Below are 22,747 nucleotides of genomic sequence, written 5' to 3'. Positions count from 1 at the left end.
TAAGTGAGTTTTATTTCTATGAAAATGAAATTGAATATACAAATTGTAAGCGCTTTTTTACTAATTAAAACGGTATTTTTTCGTCCCGGTTAGTAAAGAACTTCTGACCTCTTTATTTTGGGCAAAATATAAATTCAATAAACTTATAACCCAGTTTTGGAAAATTTGAATTTCAAAGAGAAACTTAATTTTAATGAATTTCCTCCCATAAGTTTAGAAGAGTGGGAAGGAGTCATTGAGTCTGACCTAAAAGGCAAAGATTATAAAGACGCGTTACAATGGGAATCAGGTGAAGGGTTTAATATTCTTCCATTTTACCGAAAAGAACACCTGAAAGATCTTGAACAATCTCCTTTTCCTGTTCGTAATTCCGCTTCCTGGGATATCATTGAACCAATAACAGGTACGGATCCCAAAAAAGCCAACGAACTTGCCTTGCATGCACTCCGGAATGGTTCTACGGGCTTATACTTTCTCCTTAAGGCAGATTCTATTTCTTCAAAACAAGATCTGGAATTGCTTCTAGAAGATATACAGATAGAATTCATCACCCTTAAGTTTGGAGCCGGGTTATCTACCCCAGGCATTGTTAAATGGCTGCAATCTATTTGTGAAAATCGGGGTATTCTAAATAAAGATCTTAATGTTTACTTTTCCTTTGATCCGTTCTCATCAGCTATCCGATCAGGCAAGCTGCTTGACTCGGACAGCCTGCAGCAAATGGTGTCCAGGTTCGGTGACCTGTTTAGTTTCATGGTTTCTGATTCCTCTGTTTATGCTAATTCAGGTGCCACCATCATACAACAGATCGCTTTTACATTGGCATCTGGAAATGAGTTTTTGGGGATGAATGAAAAGAATGCTCAGAAACTATATTTCAACTTCGCTTCAGGTCCCAACTATTTCCCTGAGATCGCTAAGATCAGGGCTTTCCAATTAATGTGGACTCAGGTCCTAAAGGAATATGGAATTCAAGAGTCCAGTAATCCCGTTCATTCTGAAACCTCATTTTGGAATAAGTCTAAAACTGACGCTCATAATAATATGCTTCGGGCTACTACCGAAGCTATGTCATCGGCTTTGGCAGGTTGCGATGTAATGACCGTTCACCCATACAATGCTCACTTTGAAGATCCTTCCGGTTTTTCTTCCCGGATCGCACGGAACGTTCAGCTTATCCTTCAGGAAGAAGCTTATCTCGATAAAGTGGCCGACCCGGGTGCAGGATCCTACTACATTGAAGTTTTAACGAATAAGATATCAGAAGAAAGCTGGGCCTTATTTCAGAAAATTGAAGGGAAAGGTGGTTTTTATGAATGTCTGAAAGAGGGCTTTATTCAGGATGAGATCATGAAATCACAAAAAGAAAAAATTTCAGCTTATAAAGATAAAGAAAAGGTATTGGTGGGAGTTAATAAGTATCAACCTGACGAAATTCAAAAGTCACAATCCAATATTCAAAATTTTGCAGATTTTGAATTTGCAGATACCTCCTTCTCAGACATTAAAAAAGTCGAGCCATTGAACATCGAAGCTGAACTTCAAAAAGGAAATGCGTAATGAAGAAAGACTTTTCTAATATCAGTTTGAATCTGCCTTCAGTAAAAAATACCACCGGAAACTCAGCTGCTGAATGGGAAACACCGGAGCAGATCTCGGTTAAACCGACCTTTACCAAAGATGATATCAAAAACCTGGAACATTTGGATTACGCAGCCGGGATCCCTCCTTACTTGCGCGGCCCTTATTCAACCATGTACGCTGTCAGACCATGGACTATCAGGCAGTACGCCGGGTTCTCTACCGCAGAAGAGTCAAACGCATTTTACCGCCGAAATTTAGAAGCCGGACAAAAGGGACTTTCAGTGGCTTTTGACCTGGCAACCCATCGTGGATATGATTCCGATCACCCACGGGTTTCCGGTGATGTAGGGAAAGCCGGTGTTGCCATCGATTCGGTTGAGGATATGAAGATCCTTTTCGATCAGATCCCCCTCGATAAAATGTCAGTTTCCATGACTATGAATGGGGCTGTTATCCCAATAATGGCTTTCTATATTGTTGCCGGTGAAGAACAAGGAGTGAAACCGGAACAACTTTCGGGGACTATTCAGAATGATATCCTAAAGGAATTCATGGTGCGAAATACGTATATCTATCCGCCCGAGCCTTCCATGAAGATCATCGGGGATATCTTTGAATATACCTCTCAAAATATGCCGCGATTTAACTCTATCTCGGTGAGTGGTTACCACATGCAGGAAGCCGGAGCCACCTGCGATCTTGAACTTGCCTACACCCTTGCTGACGGACTCGAATATCTGCGAAGAGGTATCAAAGCCGGGATGGATATTGATGAATTTGCACCGCGTATTTCTTTTTTCTGGGGTATCGGGATGAATCATTTTATGGAGATTGCCAAGATGCGAGCTGCTCGACTTCTCTGGGCTAAGATCGTAAAGTCCTTCAATCCTAAAAATGAAAAATCACTTTCGCTGAGAACGCATTCCCAAACTTCAGGATGGAGCCTCACCGAACAGGACCCTTTCAACAATGTGGCACGAACAACGGTGGAGGCATTGGCCGCTGTGCTTGGTCACACGCAATCTCTGCATACAAATGCACTTGATGAGGCCATTGCCCTTCCAACTGATTTTTCGGCACGCATAGCCCGAAATACACAGTTATTCTTACAGGAAGAAACCGGGATCACCAAAGCAGTGGATCCCTGGGCAGGATCATATTATGTGGAGTACCTAACGGATAAAATTGCCCGCCGGGCCTGGACGTTGATCGGAGAAGTTGAAGAATTGGGGGGAATGGCCAAAGCCATAGAAACCGGACTGCCAAAAATGAGAATCGAAGAAGCTGCTGCCCTTAAGCAAGCTCGTATCGATTCAGGCAAAGACACTATTGTCGGAATCAACAAATATCAAACCGACGAGAAATCTGAAATTGATGTGCTGGAAGTGGACAACGTGAAAGTGAGAAGATCACAGATCGAGCGGATCAATAAAATGAAAGCTGAACGTAATGATGAAGCTGTTGGAAAAGCACTGGAAAAGCTGACCAAAAGTGCTGAATCTGGTGATGGAAATTTATTAGCTTTGGCTGTTGATGCTGCCCGCGAACGAGCAACGCTTGGAGAGATCTCCGATGCCATGGAAAAATCTTTTGGGCGGTATAAAGCAACCATTAAATCCATTTCAGGTGTGTATTCTTCAGAATTGAAAAATAACGAATACTTTAAAGCTGCTCTTAAACGTGCGGATGAATTTGCCGTACTTGATGGCCGCCGACCAAGGATCATGGTTGCCAAGATGGGACAAGACGGACATGACCGTGGTGCCAAAGTGATCTCTACAAGTTTTGCTGATCTCGGTTTTGATGTAGACATCGGTCCCCTTTTCCAAACACCGGATGAAGCTGCCCGGCAAGCGGTGGAAAATGATGTGCATATTTTGGGTGTTTCCAGTTTGGCCGGTGGTCATAAGACATTGGTCCCTCAGGTTATTGAAGAACTTAAAAAGCATGAACGGGAAGATATCATGGTGATAGCCGGAGGAGTTATCCCTCAACAAGATTATGACTTCTTATATGATGCCGGAGTGACTGCAGTATTTGGTCCCGGTACCGTGATCCCAAAAGCTGCAAAACAAATTTTAGACGTCTTGATCGAGAATTATTCTAATGGATCGGATTGATCGAAATTCTTTTACGGCCTGCATTCGCTCCAACGCAAATCGTTGGAGCGAGGACGAAATGTTGCCCTTACTAACTTTTCCAAAGTTAGTAGGCAAACCCTGTCAACTTCGATTTCTACATAACTTTGGAAAAGTTACAGGAGGAAAATTTGAGTAAAAAACTTCCTTCCTCAAAAGAATTCATTGATGGCATTTTATCCGGAGACCGGATGCTGCTTAGCCGTGCCATTACGCTTATTGAAAGTACGAAACAGGAGCATCAAGACCTCGCCCAGGAGATCATTGAAGGTTGCCTTCCCCATACCGGAGATTCCATAAGAATTGGTATAACCGGAGTACCCGGGGTTGGAAAAAGCACCTTCATCGAAGCTTTTGGGAATTATGTGATCAAGGAGGAAGATCGAACTTTAGCTGTTCTCGCGGTTGATCCTTCCAGCTCCAAAACACGCGGAAGTATTCTGGGTGATAAAACCCGTATGGAGACACTCTCCAATCATCCTAAAGCTTACATTCGCCCTACTCCTACTTCAGGTTCTTTGGGAGGTGTTGCACGAAGTACAAGAGAAACCATCACCCTTTGCGAAGCCGCAGGGTTCAATACCATCCTGATCGAAACTGTTGGGGTCGGGCAGTCCGAAACAGCAGTTCATTCCATGGTTGATTTCTTCCTTTTACTCATGCTTGCAGGTGCCGGTGATGAACTTCAAGGCATAAAACGTGGTATTATGGAAATGGCTGACTCCATCGTGATCAACAAAGCGGATTCGGGTAATGAAGATGCCGCCAAAAGAGCACTGTCCGAGTACAAGAATGCGCTCCACCTATTCCCCCCTACCGAGTCAGGATGGATCCCCAAAGTTGCCACGTGTTCCGCTTTTCATAATAATGGAATTGATGAAGTTTGGTCCATCGTAGAACAGTATATGAGGCATACCGAAGCCAAAGGCTATTTTAGTGCAAAAAGGAAAGAGCAAGCGAGTTATTGGCTGGATGAGGCAATAAATCAAGAATTGCATCGTGCTTTCTATCAAGATGACGAGTTGAAAAAACAAATGGAAAAATTTCGTCAAAAAGTACAGGAAGGAAAGCTTTCATCTTACAAAGCTGCTCGAGATCTTATGCATATCTTTCTGAATAATAAATAACACTTCTTTTAATACAGTATCAAAATGAGATTATTTTTTCGCTTTTTAACTGCTTTCTTTTTCTTCACTTCCATCATAATTGCCGGATGCAATAATGACTCTAATCCTGTTACTGAAACGAATGAACCTGAACCAGAACCAAATACTGAATTTGAGGCTGTGGGAACAGACTCAACCTTAGATTTTGCAACTTGGAATCTTGAGTGGTTTGGAGATAGAGGAAGAGGACCAAATGATGAAGATCTTCAGTTTAAAAACATTCATTTTGTAATAAATGGACTTGATATGGACATTTTGTCCGTACAAGAAGTCAATATTGGTTCACGATTTGACAGCCTTCTTTCTACTTTAAGCGGTTATGAAGGAATACTTGCAAACGACCCGGCAGTTCAAAGCGACTCCGCCTACTACGATGACTTCAATGGCAATGAACAAAAGGTCGGGCTTATTTATAAATCCGATATTGTGACTGTAGAAAGTGCTCGCGTTATACTAACCGAATATGATCATGAATTTGCAGGTCGCCCCCCTGTTGAAGTTCAACTTTCAGCCACAATCGGAGAACAGTCACAAAACCTTATCGTAATATTGCTTCACGCCAAGTGCTGCACCGATAACGAGTCGTATCAGCGTAAAAAAACCGGTTCTGAAGCACTTAAATCTTATCTCGACCAAACATGGCCTGCTGCAAATGTGATGGTAATTGGGGATTTTAATGATGATGTGGATACCTCCATCTCTTCAGGAAAAGAATCTGTCTATCAAAACTTTGTAGATGACCCGATGAACTACATCTTTCCAACGAAAGAATTATCGGATTCAAGTGAATCGTCCACTGTTTTTTACCCTGATGTTATCGATCATCATTTAACATCGGATGAATTGTATGAGCTATATGTTGAGAACTCCGTACTCTCATTCCCTGCCGATGATTATGTAACAAACTATGGGGAGTCTACGAGTGACCATTATCCTGTAATATCCAGGTATATTCTTGATTCAGGAAACTAGAATCAGTATCAATTCAAATTCATATCAGCTTGAGCACTGAATGCAACATCATCTTCAAACTTTTGATCTCCGAACGATTCTTCCATTTCGGCACGGAGTTTCTGGATAGTCAAGCCACTTGTAAGTGCTCCGTTTCTGGCGATGGAAATGCGGCCGGTTTCTTCTGAAACAACAAGAACAAATACATTGTTGGATTCACTGATACCTACTGCCGCCCGGTGACGCGTCCCAAATGAAGTGGATATATTTGGGTTTTGTGAGATAGGCAGATAGCAACTAGCTGATACAATTCTGTTTCCACGAATTACAACAGCTCCGTCATGAAGCGGAGTATCTTTCTGGAAGATCGTAATTAGCAGTTCACTTCTGATCTCTGCATCAATATTCACTCCGGCGTCCACAAGATCCTGAAGTGAAGAAGTACGGGCAAATACGATCAAAGCCCCGATCTTGTTCTTCGACATTTCTTTGACCGCGTCTATCACCTCATCAATGGTCTTATCAGAATTTGAAGTAGAGAAAAAACGATCAAGACTTGTATTGGTTCCAAGCCTGTATAAAAGTTTACGAATCTCCGGCTGAAAAAGGATGATCAACGCGATGATCCCGACATCCAGGATCTGACTTAAAATAGAGTTTATGGTTGTGAAGCCAAGCAACCCGATCACAACATTGATGATCACAACAAACAATATCCCAAGCGCTGCCTGAATGGCAAACGTACCTTTCACCCACCGGTAGAGATATACCAGGAATAGGGCAATAATAAGAGTCTCGACGAAATCTTTAATTCCGAACTCGAGAAAACCAATGGGAAACAAGGCCGCCTGATTTAAGATTGTTGAGATTTAACTGCGTTGAATATACGAATTGAATCGGAAGCTTCCTTCACATCATGTACTCGTAATATTTTTGCTCCTTTTGTAAGTGCATGATAGTGGAGTGCAACAGTCCCGGTAATTCGGTCGTCTGTAGGCCGATCATTTAATATCTTACCGATCATAGACTTGCGTGAAGCCCCAACCAATATAGGTAAATCAAATTTTTGGAATTTATCAAGATGGGCGATCAGTTTTAGGTTATGCTGCAACGTTTTTCCGAACCCAATTCCGGGATCAAGAATAATTTTATGTACACCACTCGTTTTTAAATCAGCCAGCTTCTTTTCAAAAAAGCTCATTACATCACTCACCACTTCCGCATATTCAGGATTCTCCTGCATAGTTTTTGGGTCTCCCTGGCTGTGCATCAAAACATAAGTTGCATTAAATTCACCACAGAGGTCGGCTAATCTGGGTTCTTTCTGCAAGCCACTTACATCATTGACAAATTTTGCACCTGACTCCAACGCTTTTTTAGCGACTGTATATTTAGTAGTATCAATTGAAAATTGGGCTTTTTTAAAAACCGGGATCGCTTTCTCAAGCAGAGGCATCACACGATCAATCTCTTCCTGCTCGGATACGGGATCAGCTCCCGGCCGTGTTGATTCTCCTCCCACATCAATGATCTCCGCTCCGTTTTTGATCATAATGTGGATCCGATCCATCGCCCTGTTTACATCCAGGTAGTGGCCTCCATCACTAAATGAATCGGGTGTAGCATTAATGATCCCCATTATTTTTGGAGATGAGAACGAATCGGAAATGAAGTTTTTATCAGGCAACAAAAAGGGGTTAGATAAAAATTAAACTACCCCGGGCCCCTTTTTCGAAGGAGCCGAGTACTCAATTCGGACACTTCTTTTACCAGGTTTCAACAAGCTTATCAAGCTTATCTTCCTTCGCGGCCCATTCGTCGGCATCATCGAGGGCATCTTGTGTTTCGTTGATTATGCGGTCTTCCCAGGATTCAGCCAAGCGCTCGTTCAAGTCAATATAATCTTCCCATTTCTCAGGCACTTCATCATCAGGATAAATAGCCTCTACAGGACATTCAGATACGCAAGCGTCACAATCGATACACTCCAGGGGATCGATAACCAAGAAATTTGGACCTTCCCGAAACGCATCAACCGGGCAGACGGCTGCGCAATTAGTATATTTACATTGAATGCAGGGTTCAGTTACAACGTAAGCCATGTGTGAAAATCAGTTATAAATAATGGTAATAAAGTGAATTTTTTACAGGTTGGAATATCCCCTCTCTTGAAGATAGATGCAATCTTTATAGCAAAACAGAAATTATTTTTTAGGATCAGCGTTCCATTTATTTTAACATAACTGATACGCTGTCTATACTTCCATCTGTTGGAGCCGGTTCAATATCCAATAAATGAGCCATTAAAACATATAGATGGATATTTTGAAAGGTCTGCATTTTATATGCTGACTTAAAGTCAGGGCCATTTGCAATAAAAATTCCGTGCATCTCTTTTTCACGGTTGTCAAAACCGTGGGTAGCTCCGGAAGGATAATCTTCTCTTTCATCAAAATATTCCTGTGAGTTGATGGTATATCCAAGATCGGCCACTAACAACAATTCCGGAATTCTACGGTGGTTCTTTAGATGATAGCGATCCGGAATCTCATCTCGCTTATATACTTTGAAATTCTCCTCATTTTTTTTGAGGGCATTATACACTTCATCCAGTTTTCCGTCTTTGACATTTGCCATCAGCGCCGGACTGTAGGCGATCACCTCCAGGTCATCAGGATCTATCATATCATCCAGCACAACAATACGGTCTCTGGAGATATCCGCCATTCCGTGATCTGAAACGATCAATGTATTAGTTCTTCCGGTTAATTCAGCTTCATCCATACGCTCCAATAAATACCCAATAAGGCCATCTGCACGTTCTATAGCTGAAACCACTTCCGGTGAGTCAACTCCGTACCAATGTCCCTGACTATCCACAAAATGAAAATAGAGCGTTGCAAGATCTACTTGTTTGGGATCGTCATAACTCAGCCATTTAACCACGGTGTCTATTCGGGCTGAATCATTCATCGATTCATCATATGTTTTCCAGTGTGTTGGCCTCATATCCTGAATAGGAGTTTCTGACCCGACCCAAAACATAGTACCGGCTTTCTTACCAGCTTTTTCCACGGTATTCCAGATGGGTTCGCCTTCATACCATGCGGGATTTTCTACTGCCTCACGATCTCTTATCGTAAAGCGGGCGTCCATCTCAGGATCGTACATATTGTTGCCAATAAAGCCATTATTCTCGGGGTATAAGCCGGTAGCAATAGCATAGTGATTAGGAAATGTTTTGGACGGAAAGATGGGAATAAGTCCCTCGCTGATCACTCCTGTTTCAACAAGCTTATCAAAATTTGGGGTATCGGTTTTGGAAAGGTAATCATACCTGAAACCATCAAAGGAAATAAGGAGTACTTTTTTCTGATCCTTCTCAACGGGATCACAACTGATAAATGCTATTGATAACAAAGTGAGACTAATCAGCCGGTGAATATATTTTTTCATGAGAGAATGTAGCTTTACAGATAAAATACTTTGAATTCGTATAATTTAAGTTAATAAAAAAAGGGAGACCTGAATAGGCCTCCCTTTTATGCTAATTGAGCTGTTTGTTATTAGAAGTTATAACGAACAGTAAATTGCATTTGCCATCTTGAGCTTTGGTCACTGATATTAAATATTTCGTCCTCAGTAACATTTTCAGGATCGAAGTTAACAACCGGCTTGCCAATATCATCGGCAGTTAAGCCATATCCGGCTCCTCTGTTGTCAATGAAGTCTTGGTCTACATATTGCTCAAAGTTATATGCTCTGTAGTTGTTAAAAGATACACCTTTCCGAATTCCCCACTCAGAGTTGATAAGGTTCAGGAAGTTGATAACACTTGCACTTATCTCCAGAGATTGACCACTAATAGTTTGGATCTCTTGTGATACTTTGAAATCAACATAGTTGGTCCAAGGCTCTCTAGCAGTATTTCTGTCTACAAAACCACCTTTGTATTCACTAACTGATTCTTCGCTGTTAATCCATGATTCAAACTCATTCCAGTTATTGCTGGTTAGCACAACTTCGCTTTCGTTTGCTGGAACATAGATCAAGTCGTTATCAAAGCGACCGTCACCATTTGCATCTCCGGTATAGATCCAACTGAATGGAGTTCCTGAGCGGCCATCATATATAAAAGAGAATGAGGTTGCAAAACGCTCAGCATAATCAATTCTATAGGAAGCGATACCAAGAATTCGATGTCTTCTTTCGAAGTCAGCGGTACCTACTTTTGGACTGTTTACATCAACATTCTCGTTATACTGCCAGTTAGAAATAGCACGACTTGAAGTACCATTGTTTACGTTTTCAGCTCGGTTGTAGGTATAAGCAAGCTTAGTGTACAATCCTGAGTCAAACGATTTTTCCAACTCACCGGTAATACTGTACTGATAGCCCTTATTGGTATTATCAAGTACGATCGCATTAGTGAATCTTGCATCTTTTCTTGAAGGATTTCCTGATGCATTACCAAATTGTGAATTATAGAAAATATCCCCATAAATAGGTCTTCCGTTAGCGGATTCACCTTCCCTTACAAGGTTAATATTTTCAAATACAACATCATTAATGCCTTTCGAGTAAACCCCTTCAAGTGTACCGCGGATTCCCAATGGAAGTTCTTGGTCAACGGCTAGATTCACTTTCAGTGCTTGAGGATATTTAAAGCCATCTGCCAACAAGTTGATCTCTGATGTTTCAACAGGATCGAGAACATTGCTTGTTTCCGGGGTTGGTTGATTATCTGGGTCCGGAGAGAACAATCCAGGAAATCTCCCAAAGTTGAATTCATCTACACGTCCGTAATCTACCCCAGTATTACTATACTGGTTTGATATCCAAACAAATGGAGGAGTTCCTGAAAAGATGCCAACACCGCCACGGATCTGAGTAGTTCTTTCTCCTTGGCTGGCATCCCAGTTAAATCCTAAGCGAGGTGCCCATAGAACCTGGCCACTTGCAATTTTATCGGTTGAGTAGCCTGGGAATGCATCAGGTACTGCAGGGTTGAATGTGGGGTCATCAGGAAGTACCGGAATATCAATTCTCAAACCGTAAGTGAGTTTCAGGTAATCAGTAACAGACCACTTATCCTGGGCATAGAGTCCAAATTGCATACCTGTGAAGTTTGCAGTTGGGTTTCCTCCATCAAGTAAGTAACTATGCTGATATTCCACTGGATCTCCAGCTTCTAGATCGGCAATACTCCAGAACTCGTAGGTACCAAAAGCATCCTGTACGAAAAGGTTATCGAAAGTAAAGATCTGATTGCTGGTACCTAACGTGAATTCATGATCTCCACGGATATACGTGAAATTATTGGTAAACTCGATCAGGTCTTGATCCAACGCATTTGCCTGAGAGAATCTTTCCACTCCGGCATTTATAGCACCAAAACCACTTCTGTCGGGATCATCAAATCCCATGCTAACGGTAACACTTGGAAATCGCTGCGAAGGCACATCACGGGAATCTCTGATTCGTGTATAAACCAAACGAGCTTCGTTATACATATTATCACTTAGCCGGCTTGTCAATTCAGTTACAAAAGACGTTTGCTTGCTGTTGAAATCGTACTGTCGATTGCTGAACGTGTAGCTATTTCGGCCACGGCTGATTCCACGATCTGCCAGTGCATCTACATAATTCATTCGGAAGCTAAGCTTGTTGTCTTGATTAATATTCCAGTCAAGCTTGGCTAATACTTTATCATTGTTTGTCTCTGTGTCTAAAGGAGAAGTGTAGGCTCCCGGGTCATAACCGTACTCATTGATCAATACATTTCTTATTTGGTCAAAAGTAGCGGGTTCAAAACCTACCTCTACAGGGGCTCCACTGCCGAATACACCGCTTGTGATCGGGCTGGTTTCTCTTTTAAATTCAGCATTCACAAAAAAGAAAAGCTTGTCTTCAATAATTGGGCCGCCAACATTAAGACCTATATATCTTTCTGTGAAGCTTGGGAAATCCTCTGAGGATTCACCATCATCAAGAGTATAGTTACCGATCAGATTCTCATTTCTTGTTTGGAAATAAACAGATCCTTCATAATTGTTAGTACCACTCTTAGTAACAGCATTTACCTGTCCACCGGTAAAACCGTTATTTGTAATATCGAAAGGAGCAATATCCACATTAAACTCTGCAATGGCATCAATACTTAATGGAGAACTAACACCTGCTTGTGAACCGGGAGTTGCATCACCCAATCCAAATACATCATTAAGGGTAGCACCATCCACAAGAATATTATTGTATCTGTCGTTAGCTCCACCAAAGCTGTTTCCACTTGTTACTTGTGGAGTTAGACGGGTGAAGTCCCCTAAAGAACGAAATACACTTGGAGTTCTTGAAATATCTTCACTTGTGATATTAGTTCTGGCTCCTGTACGATCCGGATTAAATAAACGATCACCGGCAGCAACTACAGAAATTTGCCCAAGATCTTGTGCACCTTCTTCAAGCGTAAAGTCCAACGTGTAACGTTCGCTCAGCTCAATTCTATCGATTTCGATAATTTGAGGATTGAACCCTACAAAGGTAATGCGGACTTCATACGGCCCGCCAATACGCACATTTCTTAATGTGTATTGCCCGTCAGGACGACTAGCTGTACCATACTCTGTTCCGGTAGGCATGTGCTCGGCAACTATGGTAGCTCCCGGCAATGGCTCACCATTAATATCTGTTACTGTTCCTTCGATTGAACCTGTGGTAGTACCCTGCGAGAATCCCGCAAAAGGCAACACTAGTGCAACGAAGAAAAATAGAATACTTTTTTTCATGAGGTTGTTTTTTAATTGATGAATTATGGAATAATTATTAGTAAAAAGTAGCAATCTTATTTCACCTGTTATCTCTTAATTAACAAGTTGCGCTAATTTAAGGCTTTTAGAGAAAAATGTAATTTCATGTAATGAATACGGAACGGGTAAAAAACTACCTCTTTCTTACTAAAAGCTCTATTTGCTAATTTCTTTTATTATGAAATCATTAACTATCAATTCCGTCTTCAAATTCTGTGCGCAGAACATTTTGATAGAAGTGGAGCAGCATTTCTTGTGAGGCGCCTATATAAAACAAACTCAATATGAGACCAAAAATAATCTGCAATTTGAAAACCCCGACCCTCTCGTATTTTCGGGCTGAGGTATGTACCGGCTTTGGAATGATGGTGAATTGTGCATGATCTTTGAGCCTGCTTACTATCTCCTGGTCTTCCATTACAATCAGGCTTTCATTAAAGCCTCCTATTTTTTGGAACAGGTCTCTCTTCACAAACAAACTTTGATCCCCAAAGCGAAACAGGTCGATATCAAAGCGGGTAAACCATGAATAAAAATTCAGGACTTTGTGGTCTATGTCAAATTGCAGCCGAAAACATCCACATGAAGATCTTTTTTCCAGTTCGAGTGAAATATCATCTATAAAAGTTTCAGGAGGGAACGTATCAGAATGAAGGAAGTATAAAACATCCCCTTTCGCTTGTTCGGCACCGAGATTCATTTGGCGCCCCCTTCCCTTTTTTAGTGATCTCAAAACCTTGGCGCCGGCTTTTTCAGCTTCTGCTGCCGTTCTATCACTGCTACCCCCATCTACAATGATAATCTCTACTTTGTGCGGTATAGTGACCTCATTCAGGTAGGCTATCAGCTTCCCAATATTCTTCTCTTCATTATAAGCGGGAATGACAATACTGATCATGAATTCTTGCTGCCTTAATAGATAATCTCGATGGTTTGTCAGATAAGCGCCTGAAGAAATATACCTTATTCCGATTCAAACTTGTACTTAATTAGCTCCCAGTCTTTTTCCTCATCCACATCATGCAGTTCTTCCAGCTTATGGTATGAGGCATGTTCCTTGTCAGCTTTTTCCAGCGTTTGCTCTAAAACTGCTCCGGTACTCCAGCTTATCTCGGTGAACAGTGCCGGGATAAACCTGCTCATACCCAATAGGTAATATCCCCCATCGTCCGCGGGTCCAATTACAATATCATGATCTTCGAGCTGCCTGAATGCCTCCCCAAGTATCTCCGTAGTCAATTCTGCACAGTCACTACCTATGATCACAACGTTTTCCATCCTTTCTTCTTCAAAAGATCTCCTAAAAGCTTCGGACATCCGCTCTCCCAAACCATCACCTTTTTGAAGCTGCTTTTTAAAATCTCCCATACTCCAGAGGTCATTCTCCTCAATGAACCGTGAATACCATACTTCCTTTATCACCCTAAGCGGCTGAACCTGGTCCCGAGTATATGTCAATAATTTCCGGTAGATCTCCAGAGCTTTTTCATCACCGACTGTTTTGGCCAATCTCGTTTTGACCTTACCGGCCTCTTCATTTTTCACAAAAATTATGAGCTTTTCTTTCAACACTTATAAATTGGTTTTTAAGGTTTGTTTGAGATCATAGTAACTTTAAAGACATGAAATACTTCGGGCGTATGCGATACGCCCTTACTGATTCTTGGCTGTCTTCACTTCAATATTCAATATTCAATGTTCTTTGTTCCTTGTTGGATGTTCATGTAGTTGCTCCGCCACAACTGCTTCCCGCTCCGGCAGTACAACCAAAACAATGCTGATTCACCAGGATCTCCCTGTTATTTAAGGACTCCAGATCGAAGTCTCTGATGTGCTGTACGCTATCTTCGTGTATCTCCATCTCCAGCATCTGATTGAAATCACAATCAAAGAGCCGGCCATCCCAACCCACTGAGATCGTATTTCTGCACATGACTCCCATTGCTGCGGCAGGATTAAAAGACTCTATCAGTTTTTCCATGTACTCCTCCAGATTTCCGGTCATCAACAGGAAGTTCAGGAAGCGACTGATGGGTAAGTTGGTGATGGTATAAAGATCGTTGAATTCAATGCCATGACTTCGGCTCAGCTCTTTTTTGAATTCCTGCTTTATCTCTCCCTGATCTCCCGGCAAAAAGGCACCTACAGGATTGTAAACCAAATTCAGCATTAATCCGGTATCCTTTTTTCCATACCCCAACTCATTCAACCTTTTAAGAGCGGTAATTGATTTATCGTATGTTCCTTTTCCCCGCTGACGGTCAGTTCTGGATCTACTATAGAACGGTAGCGAACATGTAACTTCTACCCCATGTTCTTTAAAAAACTCCGGCAGATCACTGAATTTGTTGGTGGTCAGAATGGTAAGATTAGACCTGACGATCACATGTTTACCTAACTTAGAAACTTCCTCCACAAACCACCTGAAATGCGGATTCATTTCCGGGGCACCTCCCGTCAGGTCAACGGTATTTATATCCGTATTCTTAAGGGCATCCAGGCAGTACTGAAAGGTTTCCCTGCTCATGATCTCTTCCCGATCAGGACCTGCATCCACATGACAATGTTTACAGGTCATATTGCACATATACCCCACATTCATTTGAAAGATCTCTACACCGGTAGGTTTTAGCGGAAACAGGTCGATCTCCCCGAGCTTCTCTTCAAACTTTGATAGAGATCGTATCTTTTCGTTATGGGAATTAATGATCTCGAGTTGAGTTGCAGGATCTGATAACGAATGTGCTTCGGCTTGTAAACTTTTCATAATACTAATGGCTAAAACTTCACAGATTGGAAGAGATATAAATACTGTTTAAAAAAAAATCGTGGAATAAATGATTTGATCACATTGAGAGACCTTTCACTTTATTCATCATTTGAACTCCATGAACGAGTGAGGAGCCTCCTCTAATTGCTGCTGAAACATGTACGGCTTCCATCATTTGTTCTTCACTCGCCCCATTCTCAAGGCTTTCGGTGGTATAGGCATCAATACAGTACGGACATTGAACAGTATGTGCAACCGCCAATGCGATCAGGGCTTTTTCTCGTTTTGTGAGGGCTCCTTCTTCAAACACTTCCCCATAATAATCAAAGAATTTGTTCCCCATTTTCTCCTGAAACTCGGTGATATCGCCAAATTTTTTCAGGTCTTCCGATTTGTAATAAGAGTCATCCATACTGGCATTCCTTTTTTTTAATAATAGGTTAGTAACTGACGTTTGCTTATATAATAATCTTACGTAATAAATGATCAATCAGATTGATCTACCATTCCAAGAACTCACTATTTTGTATAAAATTGAAACAATTTCTTCCTAATTCGCATTTAAATACACAGAACCCTAATAAATCATTTCTAATGAATAAAAATAAATTATTTTCAGTATTACTTATCATCACAGGATTTCTAATCTACAGCCCAAATGAAGCCAAGGCACAGGCCAACGGAAATGGCGGTAATTTAGGAATTGGTGTTATGCTGGGTGAACCTACCGGTATTTCTATAAAAGCCTGGAATAATAATCGAAATGCCTTTGCTTTTGGAGCAGCCTGGTCTTTCGGCCGTAACGATGCCATTCACCTTCATGGGGATTACCTTCTCCATTCCTGGATCGATGGAGTTGAAGAAGGAGATCTCGCTTTTTATTACGGAATTGGTGGCCGACTGGCTTTAAGTGATCCGGATGCACGAATAGGAGTAAGAGTGCCGCTTGGTTTAAACTATATTATTCCAAACTCACAATTGGATCTGTTTGTTGAAGCAGTACCCATTTTGAACCTGGCTCCTGATACCGATTTTGATGGGAACGGATCTTTAGGCATCAGATATTACTTCTGATCCTAAACCTATTATTTATTTGACACTTACCTTATCAGCTTTAGTGAGGGGCAGACTTACAGTTTGCCCTTCCTTAGCTAAACTAATTTCTTCAAAGTTTGAGTTGGCATACGAATGCATTACTGCTTCTATGTCCGAAAGTTTATCATCATCATTATCTGGATCGTGATGAGTAAGTAATAATCGCTTTACATTTTCTTCTGCAGCAATATCTACCACATCTTCCCAGGCTGAATGACCCCACCCTATCTTATTCTGATATTCTTCTCTTGAAAATTGTGCGTCATGTATCAAAAGGTCTGCATCTTTTATGAATGACCTGAATTCCTTCTCAAATTTTTCTGTAGCATCACCTCTATCTTCCATCAGCTCATTATCGGGAGCAAAGATGATGCTCTTGTTACCCACACTGATCTTATAAATAGCGGTGGGCACGGTATGACTCGCCCACATATATTCAACCGTAAACCCATCAAAGAGTTTCTTCCCAAGCTGAAAAGTTTCACAATCTAAGTCTGCTTCCAGCATATCCATGGATACAGGAAAGAAAGTATTGGACATATGTCCCTGTAGTATCTCGCTGCACCCAATGTCCCCCTGCGGAGGCATATAGATCCGAAACCAGCTTTGTGCTTCATAGAAAGGCTTAAAGAAAGGAAACCCTTGTAAATGATCCCAGTGAGGATGGGTAATAAATATCCGTCCCCGCAAATGCTCATTAGAATTTATGAGTGAATTACCTAAATTTCTAAATCCTGTTCCACAATCAAATATGAGTAATTCATCCAAGCCCGATACTTCGATTTGAACACAGGTGGTATTGCCACCATAGTGCATATTTTCACTATTTGCACATGGTGTAGAGCCTCTGACTCCCCAAAATTTTATGTTTATGGAATTACTCACTCTTTTAGTTTCTACATAATGTTACTTGCAACAATCTTAATAAGATCTTTACAACCCCAACGCTATCTACCGCCACAGATAATTTATTTCACTTTTTCTCTCGAAAGAAAGTGAGTTTTAATATCTCGAAGTGTTTACAAGTGTAAAAAATTATTAACTAAAAAGTTGAAGAATTTCACTCTTCTTCATCATCAGCTTCGCTACTGCGCTTAAGCTGATCGATCTCTTTCTTCAGTTCTGTAATGCGATCTTGCTTCTCCTCGATCGATTTATCTGCTTTATCAATTTTTTCCTGAAGCTCATCTAAGAGTTTATTTCCGCGATTGGTTGGCTTGAAGTATGTTTTTGCTTCTTCCCACTGAATCACGTCACTTTCGATACCGGAAACCTCTTTCTTCAGCTTATCCCGTTCTTTCTGATACTTGATTATATCCTTTCTCGTATCAGGATCAATACCTTGATTTGCCAGTTTTTTCTCCAAACCAAGATCGGAGCCTAATGCACGATAGCGATCATAGATCACATCACAGGCTTCACGATACTGTTTCCAGATCTTGTTCTTCATTTTGATGGGAACATATCCTATGCTCTTAAACTCTTCCTGAAGCTCTTTTGCCTCTTGAACAGCAAGCGCCGGGTCCTCATGCTTTCCTAACTCATTAAGCTTTTCAAGAATCTCTTCCTTTTTGGCAAGATTTTCTTTCTGATCTTTCCGCTCCCCTTTAAATGCTTCGCGACGTCGGTCATAGAATTCATCCATAGCTCCCTTGAACTGCTTCCAGATCTTGGAAGATTTTTTACGGGGAACAGGACCTATTTTTTTCCATTCATTCATCAGATTTTGCATAACCTGATGTCCACGGTCAAAGTTATCCGTGTCTTTTTCTTCGTTGGCCTTCTCGATCAATTCATACTTTTTCTCGAGATTCTTCTCTTCTTGTTCACGGAGAACATCAATGTTCTCAGACTTAATTTCATTAAACTTATCTGTAGCTGCCTTAAACAGGTCCCACATTTCGTTCTCATCTTTCTGAGGGAGGTTTCCTGCTTTCTTCCACGCTTTGTGCAATTTGTTCACTTTACGGGCAGCCTTTGCAATATTTTCCTGATCCACCAGAGCTTCTGCTTCTTTGATCAGTTTTTTCTTCTTCTCGAGAGCTTTCTCGATGACCTGCCGATATTTTTCATCGAACTTGAAACGAGTTTCGTTAAAAGTATCCTGCACAGCATTGAAACGATCCCAAAGTGCCTGATTTTTTTCTGAGGGCACACGACCAACTTTTCTCCATTGAGAAATAAGCTTATTGAATGAATCCTCAAGTTCTTCAAAATCCGGGCTTTCTTCCTCCAGCTTTTTAACCAACCCGTCCATCTTATCAAGCAGAAGAAGTTTTAATTCCAGGTTTTCTTCTTCCTGTTGAAGTTTTTTAACAAGTCGGTCTACTTTGTGATCTTCAAACTCATCCATTAATTCTTTAAAGCGTTTCTCTAACGCTTCCACTTCATTTTTAGGAAGTAACTTAATGGATTCCCACTGACCTTTGATCTTACCTACTTCCTTTGTAGCCGACCATTTTTCTTCACTTATAATTTCAGAAAGTGATTTTAGCAGATCCTTTTTCTTTGCTAAATTTTCTTCTTTCTTCCGGTTTTGCTCTTCGTAATATTCGTTTTTCTTCTGTTCGAAGTTATCTCGTAATTCCTCGAACTCACCGATCAGCTTCTTACCTTTCTCGCTTGCTGTTTCAGGGCCTTCCGTGACTTTTTGAGCAAGATTGGATAACTCCGTAGTCACAAAAGCCCAGTCGGTCTGAACTACCAATTCCTTTGCACGCTCTACAATGTCAGCGTAAAAAGATTCAGCATCTAACTCATCTTCGGCATCTTCACTTTCTGCTTCTTCTGAAGTGACCTCTGATGATTCCGGCTCACCTTTTTCTTCAGCTTTCTCAACATCATCCTCGGATGGAGCTTCTTCAGACTCTGCATCTCCCTCAGGTGTAGCTTCGGTTTCTTGAGTTTCCTCTGCCTTCTCACTTGATTCCTGATCAGGTTTTGATTCCTCTTCTTCAGCTTTGGGCTCTTCTTCCTTTACGGACTCAGCTTCTGCTTCTTCAGAAATAACATCCTCAGGCGTGTCTTTTGCTTCTTCTTTAGTTTTTTCTTGTTCTTCAGAATCGATCTTGTTTTGCTCCAGGTTCTCCACAGTAACCTTCCTTTCCTCGTAGTTCTTTATGATTTAACGGCTCGAAGCCTTCTTTGATAGATCAGTTAAGATAATATATCTGCTCAATCTTTGGCAATTTAAAGCAAAACCACAGCAAAGTTTTTTAGATCAAACAGATAGGTGTGCACTACCGGTTCATGAAACTTAGTTCAAATTATACATTAGGCCGTTTAGCGGAGTGTAATCCTAAAAAGTTCTCGGCAGCCAGTATATATCAAAATAACTACCTGCTGAAGTCTGAAGGTTAAATCTACAGATCAATTAATCTTCTTTAATTAGGTGTACATCGCGTTGAGGAAATGGGAGTTCAATGCCTTCCTTATCTAATTCTTCTTTCATCTTCTCAAGGTTATCCCAGAAGAAGCCCCAATAATCTTCCGTTTTTGTCCAGGCCCGTGCGGAAAGGTCAAGCGAGCTGTCTCCAAGATTTGTCAACACAACAATCGGTTCCGGGTCTTTCAAGGTGCGTTCATCTTCATTTAAAACTCTCAACATCACTTCCCGTGCTTTCTTCATATCAGAAGTATACCCGATCCCTACAGGAAATACCGCCCGCCGAGTTTCTTTGGCAGAATAATTGGTAACCGGAGAATTAGCCAATTGTCCGTTGGGAATTGTGATCACCTGATTATTTGGGGTTCTCAGAACTGTGTGGAGAATATCGATACGTTCTACGGTACCGGACTCGCTTCCTCGTTCAATAAAATCATCTACTTTAAATGGTTTGAAGAACAGAATAAGTACTCCGCCTGCAAAATTGGCAAGGCTTCCCTGAAGAGCAAGGCCAACAGCCAAACCGGCAGCACCCAATACAGCAATGAAGGAAGTCATTTCAATACCCAGCATCCCCAGTGCAGAAATGTACACCATTACTTTTAACAGTATTGAAACCAGGCTTTTCAGAAAACTTTTAAGAGCATCATCTACGTTGCTTTTATCTAAGCCTTTGCCCACCCCTTTCACGATCAATTTTACTATCCAAAGTCCTATAACAAGTACTGCAATTGCGGCCAGTAATTTTGGGCCAACGGTAGCAACAAAGTTCAAAATATCATCCGGTGTAATATTGAAGTTTTCCATTATGCGAAGGTGTGGTTCTGATTTTGCAGTTGAGAATTAATACCAGTATTTATTAGATGTAATAAAAAAAGGAAGGACTTATCCCTTCCTTCGTTCCTTTTAGCCTTAAAGTTTGGCTAATTCTTTTTTGATCTCGTCTTTGGTTTTACCGAGCTTCTTCTGAAGCCGGCCAAGCAATTCATCTTCTTTACCTTCAGTAAATGCAAGATCATCGTCTGTCAATTCTGAATATTTTTGTTTGAGTTTTCCTTTTGTCTCGTTCCATGTTCCTTTTAGTGTTAGATCATTCATACTGTCTCTCTTTCTTAGTTATAGGTTATTTGTTATTGGTTAATGGGGGCATTCCCGATCAACCAATAACCGTTAACTGCATCTTATTCTTCAAGGTGACTTCTAAGCATCCAGGCGGTTTTGGAATGAACCGTTAACCGCTCAGTGAGCAAGTCGATCGTGGCTTCATCTTCGGCTTCATTTGCCGGCTTTAAAGCCTCACGTGCCGTTCGTATTACCTGCTCATTTGCTTTGGCTAACCGCTTAACCATCTCCATGGCTTTGGGCTGATCGGTGTCTTCCTCCATGGAAGTAATCTCATTAAACTCCTTAAAGCTTCCCGGTGCCCGGAAACCAATGGCACGGATGCGTTCAGCGATCTCATCAATGGCTTCTGCCAATTCGGTGTACTGCTCTTCAAATTGTTCATGCAACTGATGAAACAATTCACCGGTTACATTCCAGTGGTAATTGTGAGTTTTCAGATATAACAGATAAGAGTCTGCTAATACCTTTGACAACCCTTTTGCAATTTTCTCTCTGTGTTCTTCAGAAATTCCTATGTTTACTTCCATTTTACTTACTCCGTTTAGTGTTTCAATACTCATAATTAAGAAACCTTTTTGTGAATATTCTACTAACTAAACAAAAGTGAGCTACTGCGGTTCCATCCCCTAAGTAATTATTTAAAAGGATTTACAATCAGCGTGATTGAGACTATCGATCATAAAAAAACCCCGCACTTGATATGAGTGCGGGGTTTTAAATTTTTAATGATCTGAAGAAGGTTTTCTATCCGTCTATATCATACACTTCTTTAAGAATTCCTTTGGCATTGGCATCGCCATCTTGCATTACGCGGTGTTGCAGGTTAGTAATGATCTCCTGCTCTGACCGTTCGTAGGCTAATTCCTTGGCGCTCTCGTCGGTATTGGTGCGCACCAGTTCATAAATATCATCGGCTCGTACTACGCTGTATATCTTATCATCATTGAAAGCATGAGAGCGCAGATCTTCAAATTCCTTAAATACCCGCGGAAAGTCTTCACTGTCTTCTGCGCGTGTGACTATTTCGACATGCTCCGGTCCCTCAGCACTTAATGGGATCTTACAGAGATAAAAGAAGTTTTGTTGGTATTGCATCTGCTGTCTGTGTGTAGGTTGAATTTTTTAGCTGTGCCAATATAACAAATCAGCTGAATTATTGTGAGGTATAATGGATAGGTTTTAGGATTGCTACTAAAACCTAACACCTAATAACTCGCACCTATCTTTTTCAAGATCTTCGGGATCATCATCCATTTGATCTGACAGGTATCGGGACTGATAGATTGCCATGTCTCAGCAAAGCTTTCCAGACAAACCAGGGCTGCAGTTGGCATACGTAATGAAGCTTTTTGTCCTGACCCTGCTAAAATACCAGCTGTATGTTCCATCAATGGGTTATGCCCTACCAGCAATACACGATCATATTCTTCCGGCGTAGATTGTATAGCAGCTGCGTAATCCTTTACGGTTCCAAAATAGAGATCTTCATTCCAGCTGATCTGTTCCTCATTTACCTTTGCCGCCTCCATGCTTAGCATTGTTGTTTCTTTCGCACGCTGCGCAGGAGAAGAGATCACCCAGCCTGGCTTGTGTTTACTGTTACGCATGAATTCTCCCATCATGGGTGCATCGTGTAAACCTCGGTCTGCCAGAGGGCGGTCAAAATCTTTGAGGTCAGGATGTTCCCAGCTCGACTTTGCATGGCGCATCAACAATATCTGTTTCAT

At 41.3% G+C, this 22,747-nt stretch carries 21 protein-coding genes; 5 read left to right on the top strand and 16 right to left on the bottom strand.

What is annotated here, in order from left to right:
- Positions 1-156 precede the first annotated feature (156 nt).
- From ACFSVN_RS03165 to ACFSVN_RS03150, 4 genes are all read left to right on the top strand, one after another.
- Positions 157-1,560, top strand: coding sequence for a methylmalonyl-CoA mutase subunit beta (locus ACFSVN_RS03165; RefSeq protein WP_390298505.1), 1,404 nt, complete (start codon positions 157-159; stop codon positions 1,558-1,560).
- Entirely contained in the window at positions 1,560-3,704 is a 2,145-nt protein-coding gene (gene scpA / locus ACFSVN_RS03160; RefSeq protein ID WP_390298502.1) for a methylmalonyl-CoA mutase, read from the top strand. Before ACFSVN_RS03165 ends, scpA begins: the two co-directional genes overlap by 1 nt.
- Positions 3,705-3,853: 149 nt before the next feature.
- Entirely contained in the window at positions 3,854-4,849 is a 996-nt protein-coding gene (meaB, locus tag ACFSVN_RS03155; RefSeq protein ID WP_390298499.1) for a methylmalonyl Co-A mutase-associated GTPase MeaB, read from the top strand.
- 24 nt (positions 4,850-4,873) lie between these two features.
- Positions 4,874-5,860 (top strand): endonuclease/exonuclease/phosphatase family protein, encoded by a 987-nt coding sequence (locus ACFSVN_RS03150; RefSeq protein WP_390298496.1) that lies wholly within the window; start codon positions 4,874-4,876, stop codon positions 5,858-5,860.
- 8 nt (positions 5,861-5,868) lie between these two features.
- On the opposite strand, the gene cdaA is transcribed toward ACFSVN_RS03150, so the two are convergent.
- From cdaA to ACFSVN_RS03105, 9 genes are all read right to left on the bottom strand, one after another.
- Positions 5,869-6,681, bottom strand: a complete 813-nt coding sequence (cdaA, locus tag ACFSVN_RS03145) for a diadenylate cyclase CdaA (protein WP_390298493.1) — start codon at positions 6,679-6,681, stop codon at positions 5,869-5,871.
- 11 nt (positions 6,682-6,692) lie between these two features.
- Positions 6,693-7,526, bottom strand: coding sequence for a dihydropteroate synthase (gene folP, locus ACFSVN_RS03140; protein WP_390298490.1), 834 nt, complete (start codon positions 7,524-7,526; stop codon positions 6,693-6,695).
- 79 nt (positions 7,527-7,605) lie between these two features.
- Complete coding sequence (fdxA, locus tag ACFSVN_RS03135; RefSeq protein WP_390298487.1) at positions 7,606-7,941, bottom strand: ferredoxin FdxA; 336 nt, start codon at positions 7,939-7,941, stop codon at positions 7,606-7,608.
- Between the two features lie 127 nt (positions 7,942-8,068).
- Entirely contained in the window at positions 8,069-9,295 is a 1,227-nt protein-coding gene (locus ACFSVN_RS03130; RefSeq protein ID WP_390298484.1) for an alkaline phosphatase family protein, read from the bottom strand.
- Positions 9,296-9,405: 110 nt separating this feature from the next.
- Positions 9,406-12,624 carry a TonB-dependent receptor gene (locus ACFSVN_RS03125; protein ID WP_390298480.1) on the bottom strand — a complete coding sequence of 1,073 codons (3,219 nt, stop codon included), beginning with the start codon at positions 12,622-12,624 and terminating at the stop codon, positions 9,406-9,408.
- A gap of 208 nt (positions 12,625-12,832) precedes the next feature.
- Positions 12,833-13,543, bottom strand: coding sequence for a TIGR04283 family arsenosugar biosynthesis glycosyltransferase (locus ACFSVN_RS03120; RefSeq protein ID WP_390298477.1), 711 nt, complete (start codon positions 13,541-13,543; stop codon positions 12,833-12,835).
- A gap of 65 nt (positions 13,544-13,608) precedes the next feature.
- A complete protein-coding gene (locus ACFSVN_RS03115; protein WP_390298474.1) occupies positions 13,609-14,190 on the bottom strand; it encodes a TIGR04282 family arsenosugar biosynthesis glycosyltransferase in 582 nt (193 codons plus the stop codon).
- 175 nt (positions 14,191-14,365) lie between these two features.
- Positions 14,366-15,412 (bottom strand): arsenosugar biosynthesis radical SAM (seleno)protein ArsS, encoded by a 1,047-nt coding sequence (gene arsS / locus ACFSVN_RS03110; protein ID WP_390298471.1) that lies wholly within the window; start codon positions 15,410-15,412, stop codon positions 14,366-14,368.
- Positions 15,413-15,491: 79 nt separating this feature from the next.
- Positions 15,492-15,827 (bottom strand): arsenosugar biosynthesis-associated peroxidase-like protein, encoded by a 336-nt coding sequence (locus tag ACFSVN_RS03105; protein WP_390298468.1) that lies wholly within the window; start codon positions 15,825-15,827, stop codon positions 15,492-15,494.
- A gap of 182 nt (positions 15,828-16,009) precedes the next feature.
- On the opposite strand from ACFSVN_RS03105, the gene ACFSVN_RS03100 reads away from it, so the two are divergent.
- Complete coding sequence (locus tag ACFSVN_RS03100; RefSeq protein WP_390298466.1) at positions 16,010-16,489, top strand: hypothetical protein; 480 nt, start codon at positions 16,010-16,012, stop codon at positions 16,487-16,489.
- 15 nt (positions 16,490-16,504) lie between these two features.
- Here ACFSVN_RS03100 and ACFSVN_RS03095 read toward each other — a convergent pair whose 3' ends face one another.
- The 7 genes from ACFSVN_RS03095 to ACFSVN_RS03065 all read right to left on the bottom strand — a co-directional run bounded on the left by ACFSVN_RS03095 (position 16,505) and on the right by ACFSVN_RS03065 (position 22,747).
- Complete coding sequence (locus tag ACFSVN_RS03095) at positions 16,505-17,395, bottom strand: MBL fold metallo-hydrolase (protein ID WP_390298464.1); 891 nt, start codon at positions 17,393-17,395, stop codon at positions 16,505-16,507.
- A gap of 175 nt (positions 17,396-17,570) precedes the next feature.
- Positions 17,571-19,601, bottom strand: a complete 2,031-nt coding sequence (locus tag ACFSVN_RS03090; protein WP_390298461.1) for a DUF349 domain-containing protein — start codon at positions 19,599-19,601, stop codon at positions 17,571-17,573.
- A 282-nt stretch (positions 19,602-19,883) separates the two neighbouring features.
- Positions 19,884-20,702, bottom strand: a complete 819-nt coding sequence (locus tag ACFSVN_RS03085; protein ID WP_390298458.1) for a mechanosensitive ion channel family protein — start codon at positions 20,700-20,702, stop codon at positions 19,884-19,886.
- A 105-nt stretch (positions 20,703-20,807) separates the two neighbouring features.
- On the bottom strand, positions 20,808-20,993 hold the full coding sequence (locus ACFSVN_RS03080) for a CsbD family protein (protein WP_390298455.1): 186 nt from the start codon (positions 20,991-20,993) through the stop codon (positions 20,808-20,810).
- A gap of 83 nt (positions 20,994-21,076) precedes the next feature.
- Positions 21,077-21,580 (bottom strand): Dps family protein, encoded by a 504-nt coding sequence (locus ACFSVN_RS03075; protein ID WP_390298452.1) that lies wholly within the window; start codon positions 21,578-21,580, stop codon positions 21,077-21,079.
- Between the two features lie 184 nt (positions 21,581-21,764).
- Positions 21,765-22,115, bottom strand: coding sequence for a hypothetical protein (locus ACFSVN_RS03070; protein ID WP_390298450.1), 351 nt, complete (start codon positions 22,113-22,115; stop codon positions 21,765-21,767).
- A 110-nt stretch (positions 22,116-22,225) separates the two neighbouring features.
- A complete protein-coding gene (locus ACFSVN_RS03065; protein WP_390298446.1) occupies positions 22,226-22,747 on the bottom strand; it encodes a SixA phosphatase family protein in 522 nt (173 codons plus the stop codon).

Source organism: Gracilimonas halophila (genome assembly GCF_042684365.1).
Taxonomy (GTDB): domain Bacteria; phylum Bacteroidota; class Rhodothermia; order Balneolales; family Balneolaceae; genus Gracilimonas; species Gracilimonas halophila.
This window is presented reverse-complemented; position numbering and strand designations above follow the sequence as displayed.